The following is a 17,218-nucleotide window of genomic DNA, read 5'->3' as shown; positions in this document are numbered from 1 at the left end:
TTAGAACGAGGAAGGGCGTGCCGCGGCGCGCCCTTTCCGATCAATACGCGACGCTTCCGGTGCCCGCTGGCAATGCGCCATAGGGCAGCCAGACGGTTTTCCACTGCACCGCATGGTCGAGGAAGCGCTGCCCATGCGCGCTTTGCTTCGTCCAGTCCAGATTCTCGAAGGACCAGACCGGCTTGAGATTGCCCGTCGAGGCTTTCTCGACCGCCTCAGCCCCTTTTGCGCCGCAATACCACAGAGCCGCCACATCGTCATGCGCGGCCAGCACCGCCGCCAGATCATCCTTCGGGCCCGAAATGATGTTCACCACCCCTCCCGGCAGATCCGAAGTGTCGAAGACCTGCGCGATGTCGAAGGCCGCCACCGGATCGTCCTGCGCCGGCACCGCAACCACCGTATTGCCCATGGCGATGGCCGGAGCCACGAGACTGACCAGCGACAGAAGCGGCGCGTCATTGGGACAGATCACCCCCATGATCCCGAAGGGCTGCGGGATTACATTGACCAGGTAGCCGGGCTTGGTCTGCACGTTCATCCCGTCGAACTTGTCGGCCCAGGCGGCATAGTGGAACAGCCGCCGAATCGCGGCGTCCACCGCCTCTTTGCCGTGTTTCGCGCCCAGCTCGTCCCGGCGCAGCGAAAGGTTCTCGGCGATGAAATACATCACCTGCGCGCGCCCATGCCCGCCCATCGCGGCCCATTTCGAGGCTTTCTTCGCTGCCTCGACCGCGTTGCGGATATCCTTGCGGTTGCCCAGAGGCACCAGGTCGCCCGAGGCCGCGCGATAGCTCGCCCCGCCATCGGGCCGTTTCTGCGCGCCGCCGATATAGAGCTTCTCGGTCCGGTCGATCCCCTTGCCGGACGCTGCGCCATCGGTCATCGCCTTGGGGGTTTTCGGCGCTTTCTCCTTCACTGAATCGGGCTTCGGGCCCGAGAGATAATCCAGCATACCAACGCGCCCGCCCTCGCGGCCAAAGCCGGATTCGCGCATTCCGCCGAAAGGCGCCGCCGCGTCGAACATATTCGCGCCGTTGATCCACACCACCCCGGATTTCACCTGCGCGGCCAGATCGGTCGCCACGGTGGCGCTTTCGGAAAAGATCTGCGCCGCCAGCCCATAGCGCGTATTATTCGCCAGGCTGATCGCCTCATCGGCGGTGCGGAAGGTCGTCAGCGTGGCGATGGGGCCAAAAATTTCCTCGCTCCATGCGGGGTTTGCAGGCGAAACCTCGCGCAGATAGCCGGGCGCGACATAGCAGGCTTCGCCGGGTGCACCGCCCACCAGATCCGCCCCCGCCGCGACCGCCTGTTTGCACAGCGTCACGATCCTGTCCTTCTGCACCGGATGCACGATTGCGCCCACATCGGTCGATTTGTCCAGTGGCGGCCCCATACGCAATGTTTCCATGCGGCGGGTCAGCAGCGTCTCGAACCGCTCGGCCACCGCTTCGGCCACGAGGATCCGCGAACCCGCGCAACAGACCTGCCCCTGGTTGAACCAGATCGAATCGACCACGCCTTCGACCGCAGCATCAAGATCGGCATCCTCCATCACGATGAAGGGCGATTTGCCGCCCAGTTCCAGCGTCAGCCGCTTGCCGGTTCCGGCGGTGGCGGCGCGAATGGCGCGCCCCACCTCGGTCGAGCCGGTGAAGGCGATCTTGTCCACATCGGCCTCGACAAGCGCCGCGCCGGTCTCTCCGTCGCCGGTGACGATATTGACGACCCCGCGCGGCAACCCGACCTCCTGGCAGATCTCGGCAAAGGCAAGGGCGGTCAGCGGCGTGTATTCCGCCGGTTTCAGGACCACGGTGTTGCCCGCCGCAATCGCGGGCGCGATCTTCCAGGCCAGCATCAGCAGCGGAAAATTCCACGGCACGATCTGGCCGGCCACGCCGATGGCGCTGTGATCGGGAAACTCATCCGCCATCAGCTCGGCCCATCCGGCATGATGATAGAAATGCCGCACGACCAGAGGAATGTCGGCATCGCGGCTTTCGCGGATCGGCTTGCCGTTATCGAGGCTTTCCAGCACCGACAGGAACCGCTCGCGTTTCTGGATGACCCGCGCAATGGCATAGAGATAGGACGCCCGTTCATAGCCGGTCAGCTTGGCCCATTTCGGCTGCGCCTTCCGCGCCGCCTTGACCGCCGCGGCGACATCTTCGGCGGTGCCCTGGCTGATCTGGGCCAGGGTCTCGCCGGTTGCCGGATCGCTGGTGACAAAGCCGCGCCCGGCCGGGGTGAAGCTGCCATCGATGAAATGGCCGAAACGCTCATGCTGCTTCAGCCAGTCGCGCACCGCGCTGCTGTCCTCGACCGAGGGGCCGTAATCCATCGTATCCATGATTTCGCTCACAGTCGGCATGTTGTCCTCAGGCCATGGTAAGGCGGTGGGCGGCGGCATAGCGGCCGGTGACGAAGTGGCTGATCTGGCGTTCCAGATCGCCCAGAAGCGAGCTTGCCCCGATGCGGAACAGATCGGGCCGCACCCAATCGCGGCCAAGCTCCTCGACCATCAACACCTGCCAGGCGAGCGCATCCTTCGCCGTTTTCAGCCCGCCCGCCGGTTTGAACCCGACCACGTGGCCGGTCCGGTCGCGATAGTCGCGGATCGCGCGGCACATCACCAGGCTGACCGGCAGCGTGGCGTTCACGCCCTCCTTGCCGGTCGAGGTCTTGATCCAGTCGCTGCCCGCCTGCATGGCGACATGGCTGGCGCGGGCCACGTTTTCCAGCGATTTCAGATCGCCTGTCGCCAAAATCGCCTTCATCTTCGCCGTGCCGCAGGCCTCGCGCATGGCGCTGATCTCATCGTAAAGCGCGGCCCATTCGGCTTGCAGCACATGGGAGCGGGTAATGACGATGTCGATTTCGTCCGCGCCCTGGTCGACGGCATAGCGGATCTCGGCCAGCCGCAGATCCAGCGGCATCAGCCCGGCGGGAAAGCCGGTGGCGACGCTGGCCACCGGAATACCGCTATTGCCAAGCGCACGCTTCGCCGCTGCCACCATCGTCGGATAGACGCAGACCGCGCCGGTGGTCAGCCCCTCGACCCCCATCGCGGCCAGCAATTCGGGATCGACCGGCTGGCGCGCCTTGGCACAAAGCCGCGCCACGCGGTCCTCGGTATCGTCCCCGGCCAGGGTGGTCAGGTCGATGCAGGAAACCGCGTTCAGCAGCCACGCCGCCTGGTATTCCTTCTTGATCGAGCGCCGCACCGGCAACGTCGCCGCCCGACGCTCGACCGCCGGGGTGTTGATGCGGATCCGGTCGAACCATTCCGGCGTCAGCGCGGTGCCGGGATTGCGTGTCGTGTCAGCCATGAATGTCCCTGCGTTTCAGACAGGAAGACTAGCCCCTGCCAGACATCGCCGGCAAGCAGCCGTCACGGATTTCCCCGCGTCACTTCGGGTCGCGCGGCTTGCCCTTCCAGCTATGCAGCCAGCCGGTGAACCCGTCGCGCGCCTCGTTGAACTCATCCGAGACGCGGTCCATCGCCGCATCGGCGCGGGCATCGACGCTGTCCACAGCCGCGCCCATGCGCTTCGTGGCCGGGTCGATGGTGCGCTCGCGGAACTGGTTCCACATCCGCCAGAGCAGTGCCAGAAGCGCGCCCAGCACAAGCAGGATCAGCAGCGCCGGCCAATTCAGCGGCGCCGCCGAGGGCCCCGCCACCTGCGTCACCGAAATCGCGTTGGGATAGATCGAGAACAGCGGAATCCGCCAGCCATACGAGGCGATGCTCACCCAGATCGGATCGCGCGAATTGGATTGCAGATTGGTCGCCTCTGCATGGAGGTTCGAGCTGTCATATTTGAAATAGGGCGGCCAGATCAGACCCGTATCCTCGTTGCGATAGACGAAGACCTTTTCGCTCGGGCGCACCGTCTCGATGAAGCGGATATCGCGCTGCCCCGAGGAATTTTCCACCGTGCCGGTATCTTCCGACGCGTAGAAGATGGCATTGCGCCCGATCTCGGTCAGCCGGTTATAGGTGTTTGTGATCCGCACCGTGTCCTTGCTCGGCAGCGCATAATCGAGAAACAGGAACACGAAGACGCCGAACACGACCCCCAGAGTGACCTTTACGTAATACATCCGGCGTTTCTCCTTACTGCACGTTCACGAACCAGGCGATCGCCACGATGGCAATGGTCGGCACCACAAAGACAAGCGCAACCAGCCGCGCCTTCAGCGTCTTGCGAAAACCCGTCATCGAACGCTGCACGAAGGTTCTTCGTTCCGGGCTGTCCCCGGCGCGTTCGGGATGGCGGCGGTCCCATTCCTCTTCGAGCGCCTCGGTCTTGGTCGATCTCAGATAGACCGAGATCATCACATAGAACACCGCCTCGACGATGAACAGCACGACCGCAAGCCGGATAATTGCCATGGCTCAGGCTCCCCAGGGTCCGCGAAGCGAACCGCCCTGCCCGCTCAGCCCGCCGATGCGAAGCGAGCCCGCCGCGCCCGTCCCGCCGCGCGAAGGGGCCGCGCCCCAGGGACCGGCAGCAGGGGCGGGTTCCTCCATCCCGGGTTCGGGGCCGAAAAGCGCCTCGCGCGTGCCCTGCTTGTCGATCTGGTATTCGCGGGCGAGATGGCGCACGACATAATCCTTCTTGGCATCGTCCCAAGCCTGATATTCTTTATAGAACAATGGCTTGTTCAGGATGAACATGGCACGCAGATCATGCGGCGCAAGTTCGGTCAGAAGCTGGTTCACGAGATCCCGCGCCGGCGTCCCCGTGGCGCGGATGGCATAGAAATACGCCGGATCGGCGCTGTCGATCACCGGCCAGGCGCCGCCCTGTTCGGCATAGCGCAGCAGCGCGCTCAGCCCCCTGATCTCGGCTGGCAGACCCGCCCCCATCCGCGCCGCCGCCCGGCGCAGCGCCGGGCGCGTGCCGTCGCCAGTGTCGATCCCAAGACGCGTCGCGGCATCGACGAGGATGAAGTCGATCTTCTGGCGCAGGATCGCCGCGGCGGCGCCCGATTGCGCGGTCACGACCGGCTCGGCAAGCGCGTTGCGCGCCAGCCACATGGCGATGTCAGTGCCGTTTTCGAGGCTCAGCATGGTGACATCCGGCAGATCGAGCTCGAATTGCGGGTCCGAGAGAAGCTTCGGATCGCGGAAGATCATCGCCTTCTCGCGCGGCGAGCGGAACACATAGACGCCACCAAACAGCGAGGACCAGAAATCAGGCACCTCGTAATCCCCGGTTCCGAGACGGATCGGATTGCGGATCACGTCGCCGGTTTCCCTGGCCTGATCGATCATCCGCGCGATCAGCACGTCGTCGTACCAGCCGCCCGGCTCGCTGCGGAACCGCTCGATCAGCGCGGTGAGATTATCCGCATTCGCCACGTGATTGCCGGTCGTGTCGGCGCTGATCCGGATCCGCCCGATCTGGAGCAGATCCGCCGGCGCGTTCACCCGCCAGACCATATCGTCCATCTCGCCCACAACCGCGTCGCGGGCAGTCAGGCTGAAAAGCTGGCTCTCATTATCGAAGATGAACCGCCTGAGGAGTTCGCGCAGCACCGAGAGATCCGCATTCAGCAGCGGCGCCGTCTTCTGTTCCGTCGTGAGCAGGATGAACTGGCGATGCGCGCCCTCGGGGTTGAGATAGTCCATATCGCCGATCTCGTCCCCGATCTCGGGCGAGTATCCCGCCAGATCGATATGAAACTCGCCAAGCGCGGTTTCCTTGCCCGTGACCAGCTTCAGCGCCCGATTATAGCGCGCCACCCAGGCCGGGCTGTCCACCCGGATCAGGTTGCCGAACATCAGGCCGTTTTCGATGAGGCGTTTCATGCGGTCACCTTAGCATCTGGATGTGACAGAGGGCAGCGCCGGTTTTTCGCGCGACAGAGCCGCGCGGAACTACGGCGGTGGTCAGAATCACCCCTCCCCCCGATACCGCTTTTGCGCCTCGGCCATACGCTCCATGTTCCGCACGGCCTCCTCGATTGCGGTTTCGTCGCTGCTGTCGGCATAGCGCCACTCGCTGTCGGCGTAGCGGTTGATTTCCTGGGCGATCATTTCCCTGGTGATCGGCTGACGCAGCGCCTCGATCATTTCCCGCTTGCGGGCGTAGGGCTGGTGAAGGAACGGCTCGGGGCTCTCGAACCACTCATCGGGCATGTCGAAATCCATCGAACGCGCCTTGATCGCGTCGGTGATATTCTTGATCGCGCGGCCGGTGAAGCGTTCGTCGGCAACCGAAATCGCGTGCAGATAGGTGCCGAACTCGGCCAGCGTGTCGAGGCTGCCGGTCTGCGCCGTCACCTCTTCCCAGACCTTGGCCAGCCCTGCCTCCTGCGGCTGGTTATGGCGCTCCAGACTGTCGGCCACGGCGGTCTTGATTGCCTGCGCCTTCATCAGATCATGCTCGCCGACCGGGATCTGGTGACGCCTGCCCAGAAGCAAGGCCAGAATGTCGATATAATCGGCCCGCGTCTTCGGCCCGTCGATCAGGAACCGCGCACCGGCCCTTTGCCGCAGCGCGTCGTCGATGGATTCGGCATAGTTGGAAAACATCCCGAAGGTGGCATTGCCGCGCACGATGGTCGAGGCCCCCGCGAAAGCCTCCATCAGCACGGCGGTGATCTCCTGCTGGCCGCTCGACGACTGTTTGTCACCGCGCTTCCCGGCGATCTGGTCGATATCGTCAATGGTGCCGAAACCGATCACGCCGGGGTCGATCACGCTGTCGATAAAGGCGCGCGCGTTCTGGCCCGACTTGCCCTGATAGGAGTCCACATTGTCGATCGACAGATTCGCATAGCGGAACGGATAGCCCGCGACAGTGCAGTAATCATTGATCAGCCCGGCCATCATCTGGATCAGCGTCGTCTTGCCGGTGCCGGGCTTGCCGTCGCCGAGGAAGGTATAGATGAAGCCGCCCAGTTCCACGAACGGGTTCATCCGGCGGTCGAAGTCATAGGCGACCAGCATCCGCGACAGCCGCATCATCTGGTGTTTCGCGATGGCGTTGCCGACGACCTCTTCCGGTGTCTTGAAGGCCAGTTGCACGGGCTTGCCGCGTGCCTTGGTGGCCGGGGCGAAACCGGCGATGGGGAAATCATCCGCCGCCACGCGCCAGCTTGCGCCGGTGAAGCTGCCGCTGCGCGGAGCGGTCTCGGCACGGGCCTGCACGGCGGAGGATAGCGCCTCGGCATGGGCGATCACGGCGGCGATCAGCGTCTTGTCGTCATGCGCCGCGCGGGCGAGGTTCTGATCCAGCTCCCACAGCGCGCCCTGCAGGGCAACGGTCGGGTTGTCGGTCAGGATCTCGTCGGCGGTGATCCCCTCGACGGTTTCCGACCCGGCATGTTCGGCCAGCAGGAACGCGGTCGCATTGGCAAAAACCGACATGGCGGCGAGCGACTCCACGGCCAGCAACTCGGCGAATTCACCCCTCCGCTCATTCGGCATCCGCCCTTCCAGATTGGCCCGCTTGAGCTCGGCGGCCCCCGACCGCGCTGCCACCTCATCGACCACGGCGAGCGAGATCGCCAACGCGCGGCGCAGCGCCCGCGCGACCGTGGCGGCGGCGGGCGAGGGCAGATCGTCGCCGCCCACCGCCTCGATCCGGTCCACAAGCTGGACCCCCTCGGCGCGCGCAGTGGACCGCCCCGCCAGCCCCGGCGTGGTCGAGCGGAAGCGCGAGCTTCGTCGCGGTATGCCCGGCGAACGCTCCGGCCGGGCGCTCGGCGCGGCCTTGCCCAGCCGGGGGGCATGGTCGAAGCCGGTCAGCAGCGACAATGCCTGCGGGTAATGGCTGCGGATTTCGGCCTCGGGCAGCTCCATCTCGTTACGAACGTCCATTCGGGTCCTCTTCACTCCACCAATCGGGCGTATCTCACCCGCAAAACCGCCCGCCGCCTGCCATCAGCGATAGCCGGCGACGCGACCATCGGGCAGCGGCACATATTTCCGCATGCGCCGGAAACCCTCGGGATCAAGTTCTGCCAGCGCCTGATAGGGGCGCGCGGGCAGGATCAGGGCGCGCTCCACCGCGCTCGCCCCCTGCCCGGTCCCGCCCAGCCCCAGCGGGTCCAGCTTGAAGATCTGCCGCTCGGTCACGCTGAAGAACCCGGTCGATTCCATGATCGCGCGCTCTGCCCGCAAATCCTCTACCGTCAGCGCCACCGCCCAATCCTCGCCCGACGGCGCGCGGGCATTGTCCAGCACCTCGCGGATCGGACCTTCCTGCGTGGTGAAGTGCTGCGAATAGATCGGCCCGAGCAGCACGCGCCGCAGCCGATGCGGATGCAGATTGTCGAAATCGCGGTCGAAGCCCTGTGCAATGGTGACCAGTTGCAGCGTGGTGACCGACTGCGCCATCAGATGCGCCTGCACCTCGGGCCAGCGCCTTGAATCCTCGACCAGAGGCCGGCGTCCGCTATCGTCGCATTCCAGCAGATACAGCACCGGCATGTTCAGCTGGCTGTCATAGACCGCCCAATGGATCAGCCAGCGGCGGCGATTGCGGGCGTCGGACAACCAGTATCCCTGCGGATGCATTTGCGGCCAGAACAGCCCGCCCTTCGCCAGCGCCTCGTAATAGAGCCGCTGCGACATGGCGTATTGCAGCTGGGTGGGGATGGTCAGATCGCCGACGATCTGGCGGATCATGTCATCCTTGATCGCCTCGCTGTCCGGGGTGCGCCCCAGTTGGCTCTCGGCCTGTGCGGCATCGGCGGCCATCTGCGCGATCTCGGACCAGACCGGATAGCCCGATTCATGCACATCTATGGTCAGGAACCGCCTGAGCGGCCCCTCGACCCGGCCCGAGACGAGGTATTTCATCGACAGCGCATCTGCCGAGGCAACCATCGCCGCCAGATAGGCGTCGATGATCCCGGTCTCGGTCTGGCTGAACAGCCCGTCGCGCACGGTCTCTTCCAGCACCGCCGGAAGCGTGGCCGAGATCAGCCGCAGCTTCTCGAAATAGCGGCGCGCGATCAGATCGTCCTCGATCTGCCGGTGATCGGCGTCCAGATTGCCGGTGCGGTCTTCAGTCATGGGGTGTCCTCGGCGGTCTGAGCGTCTGTCCGGAACCAGAGTATCGGCGAGATCAGCCAGCACGTCACCCGGTCGGCCACATCGTCCAGCCGTGCGTTCACCGACGCCAGCGTGCGAATCCAGCGTCGCGGCGCATGTAAAACAAACAGGACCAGCATGATGGCGGCCAGAGGCAGGGTCAGTGCGGCACGGATCACCATATCGGCCAGATACAGCAGCAGAAAGACGACCACCCCCGCGATCAGCGGCCCGAAACAGGCCGCCGATACGCCGCTGAGCAGCGCCTCGGCCGGGCCGTGCCCGGCGGCCAGCGAATACCCCGCCACGGTCAGCCCCGACAGCAGCGCCGCAGCCAGCAAGCCGCCCACGACCCGCTGCCGGTTCCAGCCCGAAACGGTGCCCTCGCCACGCGGCATCCGGCCCGCCCCATCCGAGGCCATGTCGGGGATGTGCGTCATCGGACCGCGTCCCGTCTGTTCCCGCACGGGCATCCCCCGCGATCAGCCGCCGTAGAGATTGCTGTCGTGCTTCTTCACGATCTCCGCGAAGCGGCGGGCGAAGCGTTCATCGGCCCTGGCCTTTTCTTCCAGAACCTTGCGGGCAAAGACCATGTGGTCGCCATGCGCTTCCAGCATGTCGGCCATCCGGTCATTCGTCGCCGTGCCGATCGCCGCCATCTGGGCCTGCGCCTCCTGATCGGTGCGCACGCCGATCTCGTTGATGCGGTGGGCGACATCCTGCTGCTGCGCGGTCTTCAGCGACTTGGTCAGCGCGTCATACAGCACCACGCGCTGCTTGGTGTCGGTCTGCAGCTTGTTGATCAGCACCATCTGCGTGGCCGCCTGGTTCTGAAGACTGTCCACCCATGTCTTTCCGGCCTCGATATAGCGCTCCAACGTCTGCGATTTGGCAAGCGCAACCTGTTCCTGCTGGATCAGCTCGTTATGATCCTTGTTGGCATTGGCGAGTTCGGTTTCCAGCCGGGTCCGGTCGGAGGGGTCGGTGGTCGAGGCGACCTTGTTTTCCAGCTCGATCAGCTTCGGGTCCATCGCAGCGATCTTCTGACGCAGATCCTCCAGCGTGTCGACCGTGGCCTCACGCTCGCTCAGCGTGCCGGTCAGGTTGGTCTCGACCTTCGCCTTCTGATCGTTCAGCTGTGCAAGCTGATCCTGCAACAGCCGCGTGATCACATCGGATTTCGAGATAAGATCCTGCAACTTGTCGTCGATCGAGGCGGTGCGCAGACGCTCCTGCCGCATCGATTCGGCCTTGCCGCGCGCAAAGATGCCGACAAAGCTTTCCCAGCCGGTCTTGGATCGCATCTCTTCGAAATCCTTCGAGAACCCGGCGGTCACATCGTCCAGCCCCATGATGAGCTCGGCGATATTGGCGTTCATCGTCTCGGTATGGGCGTTGACATCGGCCAGCGTGGCATTGGCGATGTCGATGCCGGGTTCGGCCACCCCGGTCTCGGTGCCGGCGCGGTCGAGCTGGCTCGTCACCTCCGCCATTTTCTGCTGCGTCAGCACGATCTGCTTCTGCGTTTCGGTCATTTGCTGGTCGAGCGACGCCATCCGATACCCCCTTAAAATGGCAGTTGATAAAACTTTAGGCTCAAACGCGAGGCATACAAGACCCGTCACCGGAATTCACGTCTTGGAAGGCGGCCATCGGCGGAATGGTTAACGCAGCATGCGGCAGGTCAACCCGGCCCCGGAGCCGGGGGGCACGGCCCCGCCGGCGCGATGCCGGCGCAGCGCGAACCATCTGGACAGCCCTGCGCCCGCGCGTCACTCTGCGCGCCATGAGCAGCCTCAGTGAAAACATCCTGTCCCGCCGCGACGATCTGATCCGTCTTACCCAAGACTTGATCCGAATCCCGACGCTCAACCCGCCGGGCCAGCATTATCGCGAGATCTGCGACTATCTCGAAGCCCGGCTCGCCCCGCGCGGCTTTCGTTGCGAGCTGATCCGCGCCCATGGTGCCCCCGGCGACTCCGAGACCTATCCGCGCTGGAACATCCTCGCCCGCCATCACGGCGAGCGGCCCGGAGACGCGGTGCATTTCAACTCGCATCACGACGTGGTCGAGATCGGCCATGGCTGGACGCGCGACCCTCTCGGTGCCGAATACGATTCCGACGAGGACCGCATCTATGGCCGCGGCGCCTGCGACATGAAGGGCGGGCTGGCGGCGTCGATCATCGCGGCAGAGGCGTTCATCGACACATATCCCGACCATGCCGGCAGGGTGGAAATTTCGGCCACGGCGGATGAGGAAACCGGCGGCTATGGCGGCGTCGCCCATCTGGCCGAGCGCGGCGATTTTGCCGATGTGCAGCATGTCATCATCCCCGAACCGCTGCACAAGGACCGGATCTGTCTCGGCCATCGCGGCGTCTGGTGGGCCGAGATCGAGACCCATGGCCGCATCGCGCATGGCTCGATGCCGTTTCTCGGCGACAGCGCCATCCGCCATATGGGCGCGGTGCTGGAAGAGATGGAGGCGACGCTCTGGCCGCTTCTGGCCGGGAAACGCACCGAAATGCCGGTGATCCCGGAAGGCGCGCGCTCCTCGACGCTGAACATCAACTCGATCCATGGCGGCGAGCCGGATCATGGCCCCGAATATACCGGCCTGCCCGCCCCTGTCGTGCCGGATCGCTGCCGCATCACCATCGACCGGCGCTTCCTAATCGAGGAAGACCCCGCCGAGGTAAAGGCCGAGATCACCGCGCTGATGGAACGCATCCGCGCCCGCCGCCCCGGCTTCCGCTACGAGATCCGGGACCTGTTCGAAGTGATCCCCTCAATGACCGACCGCGACGCTCCGGTCGTGCGCAGCACCGCCGCCGCGATCGAGCGCGTGCTGGGGCTTCAGGCCGGCTATGTCGTCAGCCCCGGCACTTACGATCAGAAACATATCGATCGGATCGGCAAGCTGAAGAACTGTATCGCCTACGGGCCGGGCGTGCTGGAAATGGCGCATCAGCCCGACGAGTGGATCGGCATCGCGGATATGCTGGATTCGGCAAAGGTGATGGGCCTCGTGCTGGCCGACCTTCTGACCGGCGACCGGGCCGCCAGCCGGTAAGGGCGCGGCACCTCCCAGCAAGGCCGCGCCGCAAGGCTCAGATGCGCTGCTCGGCGGCCATGGCGTCCCAGATCGCGGGCAGCACGATATCGCGGGTCAGCGGCGCAAGCTCCAGCGCCGAGCGGTCCGGCGGCAGCAGCCAGCGGATCTCCTCGATCTCGGATCGCGCGCTCAGCGTCTCGGCGGTCTCGACCCGGTACAGCTCGGCGATGATGCGGTCGCCTGCCTCATGCGTCGCCAGCGCCTCGAACCGGCCCAGATACAGCGCGCCCTCGTCGGAAGGCTGCAAACCCAGCTCTTCGTCCAATTCGCGATACAGCGCCACCAGCGGCGCCTCGCCGCAATCGATCTTGCCGCCCGGCTGCATGAAGGCGGTCGTGCCGTGTTTGCGCACCAGTAATGTTGCCCCATCCGCGCGCATCAGCGCCGCCGCGGCGATATGGATGTCCATCTCCCCACTCCAATCCCCTCCATTCCTCCCGCGAGAAAATTCAACCCGACACGCAAGGGTTGCAGCAACATGTATAACAATGGGATGCGCCGCCGCCGGGTGGATCGGCGGAAAATCGCCGGAAATCAGCGGTGCAGCAGCGCTTCCGTCGCGCCGCCATTCGTGCAAATATGCGCCCAAAGGCCCGAAGAAGGCCGCAACCGGGGCAGCCCATGTCACAGCGCCTGTCGCTTTCGGCGATCGTCATCGTTCTTCTGGCCGTGCTGGCCAGCCTCTATTTCGCCTTCGCCGCCGTGCAGGGGCCGTCGGGGCTGATGCGCCGCATTCAGCTCGAGGCCGAGACCGAGACCCTGCGGGCCGAACGCGACGCGCTTCAGGCCGAGGTGGACGAGATGGAGAATCTCACCCACCGCCTCTCCGATGATTATCTCGATCTCGACCTGCTGGACGAGCGCGCCCGCGAGGTTCTGGGGCTGATGCGCCCGGACGAGGTCATCATCCGCTAACCCCCGCGCGCGTCACCTGTTTCACCCGGTCGCGGATCCCTGAGTTGGGGCGATTTCACGGCTTCATTTGATAGTGTTCCGTCTTCGAGATCGCCGATTGCAGCCCCCGCGGCGATGCGCTACGGATAGTTTAACGCTGAACTATCCCGCCAGCTTGCAGGAGGTAACCCGCATGGCCAGGAAACCCGCAGCCACCAAGTCCACAACCACCAGAAGCACGCGCTCGCGCAGTGCAGGCTCCGGTTCGCGCAGCGCGTCGAGCTCGTCGAAAAGCAGTGCCAAGCCGAACGTGTCGAAGGACGAACTGCTGAAATACTACAAGGACATGCTCCTGATCCGCCGATTCGAGGAAAAGGCCGGCCAGCTTTACGGCATGGGCCTGATCGGCGGTTTCTGTCACCTGTATATCGGTCAGGAAGCCGTCGTCGTCGGGCTGGAAGCCGCCGCCGAGGAAGGCGACAAGCGCGTCACCTCCTATCGCGATCACGGGCATATGCTGGCCTGCGGCATGGACCCGAACGGCGTCATGGCCGAGCTGACCGGCCGCGAGGGCGGCTATTCCAAGGGGAAGGGCGGCTCGATGCACATGTTCTCCAAGGAGAAGCATTTCTATGGCGGCCACGGCATCGTCGCCGCCCAGGTGCCGCTCGGGGCCGGGCTCGCCTTTGCCGACAAATATCTGGAAAACGACCGTGTCACCTTCACCTATTTCGGTGACGGCGCCGCCAACCAGGGCCAGGTCTATGAAACCTACAACATGGCCGAGCTGTGGGATCTGCCGGTGATCTTCGTGATCGAGAACAACCAGTATGCGATGGGCACCTCGGTCAAGCGCTCGACCAAGTCGACCTCGCTTTTCGGCCGTGGCGAAGCCTTCGGCATCCCCGGCGAGCAGGTGGACGGCATGGATGTGCTGGCCGTCAAGGAAGCGGGCGAGAAAGCCGTCGCCCACTGCCGCGCCGGCAAGGGGCCGTATATCCTGGAAATCATGACCTATCGCTATCGCGGCCATTCCATGTCGGACCCGGCGAAATACCGGTCCCGCGAAGAGGTCCAGAAGATGCGCGAAGAGCGCGACCCGATCGAGGGCATCCGCGCCATGCTGCTGCAAGGCAAGCACGCATCCGAGGACGATCTCAAATCCATCGACAAGGAAATCAAGGACATCGTCAACCAATCCGCCGAATTCGCCAAGGAAAGCCCGGAACCGGCGCTGGATGAGCTGTGGACAGACATCTATGCCGACGTGGCGCCCCAGGACGAAGACGCGTAAGGGAGGGAAAAAGAATGGCTACCGAAATCCTCATGCCCGCCCTGTCCCCGACCATGGAGGAAGGGACGCTGGCGAAATGGCTCAAGAAAGAAGGCGACACCGTTTCGGCGGGTGACATCATCGCCGAAATCGAAACCGACAAGGCGACGATGGAATTCGAAGCGGTGGATGAAGGCATCCTCGGCAAGATCCTGATCGACGAGGGGTCCGAGGGCGTGAAGGTCAACACCCCCATCGCCGTGATGATCGAGGAAGGCGAAAGCGCCGAAGACATCGAGGCTGCCTCGTCCGGCGGCGACAGCGGCGGCGATGACAGCGCCTCGGAAGAACCGCCCGCCCAGACGGGCGAAGGCGAGAACTCCAAGGACGAGAAGGGCGAAACCACCTCTGCCGTGGCCGAGGTCAAGACCCCCGCCCCCGACCGCTCGCCCGACTGGCCAGAAGGCACCGAGATGAAGCAGCAGACCGTCCGCGAGGCGCTGCGCGATGCCATGGCCGAGGAAATGCGCCGCGACGACACGGTGTTCCTGATGGGCGAGGAAGTCGGCGAATATCAGGGCGCTTACAAGATCAGCCAGGGTCTGCTGGACGAATTCGGCCCGAAGCGGATCGTCGACACGCCGATCTCCGAACATGGCTTCACCGGCATCGGGGTCGGCGCCTCGTTTGGCGGGCTGCGCCCGATTGTCGAGTTCATGACCTTCAACTTCGCCATGCAGGCGATGGATCAGATCATCAACTCGGCGGCCAAGACGCTGTATATGTCCGGCGGCCAGATGGGCGCGCCGATGGTGTTCCGCGGCCCGAACGGCGCTGCGGCCCGCGTGGCGGCGCAGCACAGCCAGGATTATGCGGCATGGTATAGCTCGGTTCCCGGGCTGAAGGTCGTCATGCCCTATACCGCCGCCGATGCGAAGGGCCTGCTGAAAACCGCCATTCGCGACCCCAACCCTGTGATCTTCCTCGAAAACGAGATCCTCTATGGCCGCAGCTTCGACGTGCCGGATCTCGAGGATTTCACCATCCCCTTCGGCAAGGCCCGCATCGCCCGCGAAGGCAAGGATGTGACCATCGTCAGCTTCGGCATCGGCATGGCCCATTCGCTGGAAGCCGCCGACAAGCTGGCCGAGGACGGGATCGAGGCCGAGGTGATCGACCTGCGCACGCTGCGCCCGCTCGATTACGGCACGGTCATTGAATCGGTGAAAAAGACCAACCGCATGATCACCGTCGAGGAAGGCTTCCCGGTCGGCTCGATCGGCAACCACCTGTCGGCCTATGTGATGGAAAACGCCTTCGACTATCTCGACGCGCCGGTCATCAACTGCACCGGCAAGGACGTGCCGATGCCCTATGCCGCCAATCTTGAAAAACACGCCCTCATCACCTCTGACGAAGTCGTCGAGGCGGTGAAAAAAGTGACCTACAAGTAAGGGAGGGACGACCATGCCCACGGAAATCCTGATGCCCGCCCTGTCCCCGACCATGGAGGAGGGGACGCTGGCCAAATGGCTGGTCAAGGAAGGTGACGAGGTCAGCTCGGGCGACATCATCGCCGAGATCGAGACCGACAAGGCCACGATGGAATTCGAGGCCGTCGATGAAGGCAAGATCGGCAAGATCCTGATCGAGGAAGGCAGCGAAGGGGTGAAGGTCAACACGCCCATCGCCGTTCTTCTGGAAGAAGGGGAAAGCGCCGACGATATCGGCGATGTCTCCTCCGGCGGCGGCGAGGCCAAGGCCGACGCGCCGAAGGACACCGACAAGAACGCTGATGAGGGCTCGGGCAAAGACGATGCCAAGCCAGAAAAGGCCGAGGCACCCAAGGCCGAAACCGGCAAGGCCCCGCCCGCGCCGAAATCCGGCGATGGCGGGCGTATCTTCGCCTCGCCCCTCGCCCGCCGGATCGCCGCCGACAAGGGGCTGGATCTCGCCCAGATCAAGGGCTCTGGTCCGAATGGCCGGATCGTGAAGGCCGATGTCGAGGACGCCAAGCCCGGCGCCGCCCCGGCCAAAGCCGACGCGGCGAAATCCGACGCGCCCGCCGCCTCCGCCGCGGCATCGGCCCCGGCCGGACCCTCCGCCGACGCCATCCTCAAGATGTATGAGGACCGCGAAACCGAAGAAATCAAGCTGGACGGGATGCGCCGCACCATCGCGCAGCGTCTGGGCGAGGCCAAGCAGACCATCCCGCATTTCTATCTGCGCCGCTCGGCCAAGCTGGACGAGCTGATGAAGTTCCGCGCACAACTGAACAAGCAGCTCGAAGAGCGCGGCGTGAAGCTGTCGGTCAACGACTTCATCATCAAGGCCTGCGCGCTTGCCCTGCAGGAAGTGCCGGACGCCAATGCCGTCTGGGCCGGCGACCGCATCCTCAAGCTCAAGCCCTCGGATGTGGCCGTGGCCGTCGCCATCGAAGGCGGGCTGTTCACCCCGGTGCTGAAGGACGCGCAGCAGAAGACGCTGTCGGCCCTGTCCGCCGAGATGAAGGATCTGGCCAGCCGCGCGAAGTCGAAGAAACTCGCTCCGCATGAATATCAGGGCGGCAGCTTCGCGATCTCGAATCTCGGCATGTTCGGGATCGAGAATTTCGACGCGGTCATCAACCCGCCCCACGGCGCGATCCTCGCCGTCGGCTCGGGCATCCAGACCCCGGTCGTCGAGGCCGGCGAGGTCGTGATCCGCAACGTCATGTCCATGACCCTCTCGGTCGATCACCGCGTCATCGACGGCGCGCTCGGCGCGCAGCTTCTGGAACGCATCGTCGCGCATCTGGAAAACCCGATGGGGATGCTGGCCTGAACCACGCAACGACGAACCGACGAAAGGGGCCACGCGGCCCCTTTTTTTCGTGGCG

At 64.6% G+C, this 17,218-nt stretch carries 16 protein-coding genes; 5 read left to right on the top strand and 11 right to left on the bottom strand.

Annotation, left to right across the window (positions count from 1 at the left end; translation table 11 throughout):
- Positions 1 to 40 precede the first annotated feature (40 nt).
- From PAF18_RS03165 to PAF18_RS03125, 9 genes are all read right to left on the bottom strand, one after another.
- Complete coding sequence (locus PAF18_RS03165) at positions 41 to 2,374, bottom strand: aldehyde dehydrogenase family protein (RefSeq protein WP_271117188.1); 2,334 nt, start codon at positions 2,372 to 2,374, stop codon at positions 41 to 43.
- 7 nt (positions 2,375 to 2,381) lie between these two features.
- The gene (deoC, locus tag PAF18_RS03160; protein WP_271117187.1) at positions 2,382 to 3,332 is read right to left on the bottom strand and encodes a deoxyribose-phosphate aldolase; all 951 of its coding nucleotides are present in this window, start codon (positions 3,330 to 3,332) and stop codon (positions 2,382 to 2,384) included.
- Between the two features lie 79 nt (positions 3,333 to 3,411).
- A complete protein-coding gene (locus PAF18_RS03155) occupies positions 3,412 to 4,107 on the bottom strand; it encodes a DUF1523 family protein (RefSeq protein ID WP_271117186.1) in 696 nt (231 codons plus the stop codon).
- 13 nt (positions 4,108 to 4,120) lie between these two features.
- A complete protein-coding gene (locus tag PAF18_RS03150) occupies positions 4,121 to 4,399 on the bottom strand; it encodes a hypothetical protein (RefSeq protein ID WP_271117185.1) in 279 nt (92 codons plus the stop codon).
- A 3-nt stretch (positions 4,400 to 4,402) separates the two neighbouring features.
- Positions 4,403 to 5,821 (bottom strand): DUF6638 family protein, encoded by a 1,419-nt coding sequence (locus PAF18_RS03145; protein WP_271117184.1) that lies wholly within the window; start codon positions 5,819 to 5,821, stop codon positions 4,403 to 4,405.
- Between the two features lie 87 nt (positions 5,822 to 5,908).
- Positions 5,909 to 7,837: an AAA family ATPase gene (locus tag PAF18_RS03140; RefSeq protein WP_271117183.1), complete on the bottom strand. Its 1,929-nt coding sequence runs from the start codon at positions 7,835 to 7,837 to the stop codon at positions 5,909 to 5,911.
- Positions 7,838 to 7,900: 63 nt separating this feature from the next.
- On the bottom strand, positions 7,901 to 9,037 hold the full coding sequence (locus PAF18_RS03135; protein ID WP_271117182.1) for a hypothetical protein: 1,137 nt from the start codon (positions 9,035 to 9,037) through the stop codon (positions 7,901 to 7,903).
- Complete coding sequence (locus PAF18_RS03130; RefSeq protein WP_271117181.1) at positions 9,034 to 9,495, bottom strand: hypothetical protein; 462 nt, start codon at positions 9,493 to 9,495, stop codon at positions 9,034 to 9,036. Before PAF18_RS03130 ends, PAF18_RS03135 begins: the two co-directional genes overlap by 4 nt.
- Before the next feature lie 42 nt (positions 9,496 to 9,537).
- Positions 9,538 to 10,611 (bottom strand): coiled-coil domain-containing protein, encoded by a 1,074-nt coding sequence (locus PAF18_RS03125; protein ID WP_271117180.1) that lies wholly within the window; start codon positions 10,609 to 10,611, stop codon positions 9,538 to 9,540.
- A gap of 230 nt (positions 10,612 to 10,841) precedes the next feature.
- Between PAF18_RS03125 and PAF18_RS03120 the strand changes: the two genes are divergently transcribed.
- Positions 10,842 to 12,131: an acetylornithine deacetylase/succinyl-diaminopimelate desuccinylase family protein gene (locus PAF18_RS03120; RefSeq protein WP_271117179.1), complete on the top strand. Its 1,290-nt coding sequence runs from the start codon at positions 10,842 to 10,844 to the stop codon at positions 12,129 to 12,131.
- Between the two features lie 37 nt (positions 12,132 to 12,168).
- Here the strand turns inward: PAF18_RS03120 and PAF18_RS03115 are convergent, their stop codons facing one another.
- Positions 12,169 to 12,582 carry an NUDIX hydrolase gene (locus PAF18_RS03115; protein WP_271117178.1) on the bottom strand — a complete coding sequence of 138 codons (414 nt, stop codon included), beginning with the start codon at positions 12,580 to 12,582 and terminating at the stop codon, positions 12,169 to 12,171.
- Positions 12,583 to 12,794: 212 nt separating this feature from the next.
- Here PAF18_RS03115 and PAF18_RS03110 point away from each other — a divergent pair, with 212 nt between their 5' ends.
- Complete coding sequence (locus PAF18_RS03110) at positions 12,795 to 13,088, top strand: FtsB family cell division protein (protein WP_271117177.1); 294 nt, start codon at positions 12,795 to 12,797, stop codon at positions 13,086 to 13,088.
- A gap of 141 nt (positions 13,089 to 13,229) precedes the next feature.
- Here PAF18_RS03110 and PAF18_RS03105 read toward each other — a convergent pair whose 3' ends face one another.
- Positions 13,230 to 13,370: a hypothetical protein gene (locus PAF18_RS03105; RefSeq protein ID WP_271117176.1), complete on the bottom strand. Its 141-nt coding sequence runs from the start codon at positions 13,368 to 13,370 to the stop codon at positions 13,230 to 13,232.
- Between the two features lie 7 nt (positions 13,371 to 13,377).
- Here PAF18_RS03105 and pdhA point away from each other — a divergent pair, with 7 nt between their 5' ends.
- The 3 genes from pdhA to PAF18_RS03090 are packed head-to-tail and all read left to right on the top strand — an operon-like array spanning position 13,378 to position 17,163.
- Entirely contained in the window at positions 13,378 to 14,361 is a 984-nt protein-coding gene (pdhA, locus tag PAF18_RS03100) for a pyruvate dehydrogenase (acetyl-transferring) E1 component subunit alpha (protein WP_271117175.1), read from the top strand.
- 14 nt (positions 14,362 to 14,375) lie between these two features.
- Positions 14,376 to 15,794 carry a pyruvate dehydrogenase complex E1 component subunit beta gene (locus PAF18_RS03095; protein ID WP_271117174.1) on the top strand — a complete coding sequence of 473 codons (1,419 nt, stop codon included), beginning with the start codon at positions 14,376 to 14,378 and terminating at the stop codon, positions 15,792 to 15,794.
- A gap of 13 nt (positions 15,795 to 15,807) precedes the next feature.
- On the top strand, positions 15,808 to 17,163 hold the full coding sequence (locus PAF18_RS03090; protein WP_271117173.1) for a pyruvate dehydrogenase complex dihydrolipoamide acetyltransferase: 1,356 nt from the start codon (positions 15,808 to 15,810) through the stop codon (positions 17,161 to 17,163).
- Positions 17,164 to 17,218: the final 55 nt, after the last annotated feature.

It is taken from the genome of Paracoccus sediminicola, assembly GCF_027912835.1.
GTDB classification, from domain to species: domain Bacteria; phylum Pseudomonadota; class Alphaproteobacteria; order Rhodobacterales; family Rhodobacteraceae; genus Paracoccus; species Paracoccus sediminicola.
This window is presented reverse-complemented; position numbering and strand designations above follow the sequence as displayed.